Source organism: Streptomyces sp. H27-H1, assembly GCF_026627445.1.
GTDB lineage: Bacteria > Actinomycetota > Actinomycetes > Streptomycetales > Streptomycetaceae > Streptomyces.
Genome location: NZ_JAPNLJ010000137.1, coordinates 1 through 1499, shown reverse-complemented (window position 1 = coordinate 1499; position 1499 = coordinate 1). Strand labels below are relative to the sequence as shown.

Annotated in this window: 1 protein-coding gene; it reads left to right on the top strand. The window is 68.6% G+C overall.

What is annotated here, in order from left to right; genetic code table 11:
* The first annotated feature begins 246 nt into the window (after positions 1-246).
* Positions 247-1473, top strand: coding sequence for an IS110 family transposase (locus OTB20_RS42120; RefSeq protein WP_267825176.1), 1227 nt, complete (start codon positions 247-249; stop codon positions 1471-1473).
* The last annotated feature ends 26 nt before the right edge of the window (positions 1474-1499 follow it).

Genomic DNA, 1499 nt, shown 5'->3' with positions numbered 1-1499 from the left:
CGCCTAATGGGAGCTGCGGAACCGGGGAATGCTTGGTTCCGTAGCCGCCAGCAGGTGAGCACTTTCGACGCCGGAAGCATCGACTTCTGAGGTCAGACCGTGCCCCTGCTGGTCGGCCGGGAGGCCAGACCGCTGATGGGGTGGCGTGCCCGCCCGTCAGGGCGTGAGCACTGGATCCATTAGGCCGCGTGCCGTGCCTTCCGCAGGCTGCACCGCTGGGTGAAGTACGTGACCGGGGAGGGTCTGTTGCTGCTGATCGGTGATGACTGGGCCGAGGACCACCACGATGTCGAGGTCCAGGACGAGAGCGGCCGGAAGCTGGCCGCCGCGAACCTGCCCGAAGGAGTGGCGGGCATCGCGAAACTGCACGAACTCGTCGCCCGCCACGGCGGCGAGGACCTGGATCCGGGCGAGGTCGTGGTCGGGATCGAGACCGACCGCGGCTCCTGGGTGCAGGCCCTGATCGCCTCCGGCTACCAGGTGTTCGCGATCAACCCCCGGCAGGTCAACCGCTTCAAGGAACGGTATGGCTCCTCCGGAGCGAAGAGCGACAAGGGCGACGCGCACGCGCTCGCCGACATGGTCCGCATCGACCGGGACCAGCTGCGGCCGGTGGCCGGCGACAGCGAACAGGGACAAGCCGTCAAGGTCGTCGCCCGCGCCCACCAGACCCTCATCTGGGAACGCACCCGCACCTTCCAGCGGCTGCGCACCACACTGCGCGAGTACTTCCCCGCCGCCCTGAACGCCTACACGGACCTCACCCTGACCAGCACCGACGCGATGGAACTGCTGATCAAGGCACCCACCCCGGCCACGGCCGCGAAGCTGACCCGCACCCAGATCACCGCCGTCCTGACCCGTCACCGCCGCCACAACCGGGAGGCGAAAGCGGCCACCGTCCAGAGCGCGCTGCGCGAGCGGCAGCTTGGCCTGCCCGAGCCGGTCACCGCCGCCTACGCGGCCGCCGCCACCGCACACGCCCGGCTGATCATCGCGCTGAACGAACAGATCGCCGTGATGGAAGAGCAGGTGAAGACGCATTTTCTGGCGCACCCGGACGCTGAGATCTACCTCTCGATGCCCGGCATCGGTGAGATCGTCGGCGCCCGGGTGCTCGCCGAGTTCGGAGACGACACCACCCGATACGCCAGTGCGAAGGCCCGCAAGAACTACGCCGGCACCAGCCCCATCACCAGAGCCTCCGGCAAGAGCCACACCGTCCAGGCCCGCTACGTCCGCAACAACCGGCTTGCCGACGCGCTTCAGACCCAGGCCTTCTCCGCCCTGCGCGCCTCACCCGGCGCCCGCAAGTACTACGACAAACAACGAGCCCGCGAGGCCGGCTACAACCCGGCCCTCCGCCAGCTCGGCAACCGACTCGTCGGCATCCTCCACGGCTGCCTCAAAACCCGCACCCACTACGACGAAGCAACCGCCTGGTCCCACCACGCCCACCCCCACCCCGCTTGACACCAAACGACATGGGGTGTCTGACC